Source organism: Mesorhizobium sp. P3_A9 (assembly GCF_056402975.1).
This window is the reverse complement of sequence record NZ_JBFUGJ010000765.1, coordinates 1-799: the sequence shown is the minus strand read 5'-3', so window position 1 is coordinate 799 and position 799 is coordinate 1. Positions and strand designations below refer to the sequence as shown.

Genomic DNA, 799 nt, shown 5'->3' with positions numbered 1-799 from the left:
TGCAAGAAGGCCATGCTGGTGGTATCCTTCTAAGGCTTCGGATTGTTTGCGGGCGTGGCGCAAGCCAGCGGCCAATCAACTCTCCAAGCGATGGCGGACAAAGACGGCAGGGACCATGATGACGTCGGGTGTTACCCGGTCCTAAGGGCGGTCGCCTGCCGCCGGGACTGCTGGCTGTGATGGGCCGCAGTCCCGGCCGCCAAACTACCCGATCCTTCTCAAACAATCCTAGGGCGAAGCAAGGAGCGCAGCGACGCGGCGCAGACCCTAGGATCCATGCCGTGACATTGGTCGTAGAATGCGACGGATCAGAAATGGCGCTTGCACGCCCACCGATGCGGGCTACCGTTCAGCCATGACCGGCTACGTCTACATGACCGCGAGCCAGAAGCGCGGCACGATCTACATCGGCGTCACCAACGACCTCGGCCGCCGCGTACCCGAGCACAAGTCCGGCCAAGGCTCAGGCTTCACCAGTCGCTACGGCGTGCAACGCCTTGTCTGGTACTAGGAGTATTTCGATATCACCGATGCAATCCAACGTGAGAAGTCCCTGAAACGTTGGCCACGCCAATGGAAGATCGACCTGATCGAAAAGACCAATCCCGAGTGGTTCGAACTTTTTCGCGGCACGGGATGGTGAGCATTCTGCACCGCTGCGACGCTTCAAAGCCCCGGCATGGATCCTAGGGTCTGCGCCGCGTCGCTGCGCTCCTTGCTCCGCCCTAGGATTGTTTGAGATGGATCGGGTAGTTTGGCGGCCGGGACTGCGGCCCATCACAGCCAGCAGTCCCGGCGG

1 pseudogene is annotated in these 799 nt (G+C 61.2%); it reads left to right on the top strand.

The features are described 5' to 3' along the window. Window positions 1–355: 355 nt before the first annotated feature. Window positions 356–643 (top strand): annotated as a pseudogene (locus tag AC1DX0_RS36620) (GIY-YIG nuclease family protein). Window positions 644–799 lie beyond the last annotated feature (156 nt).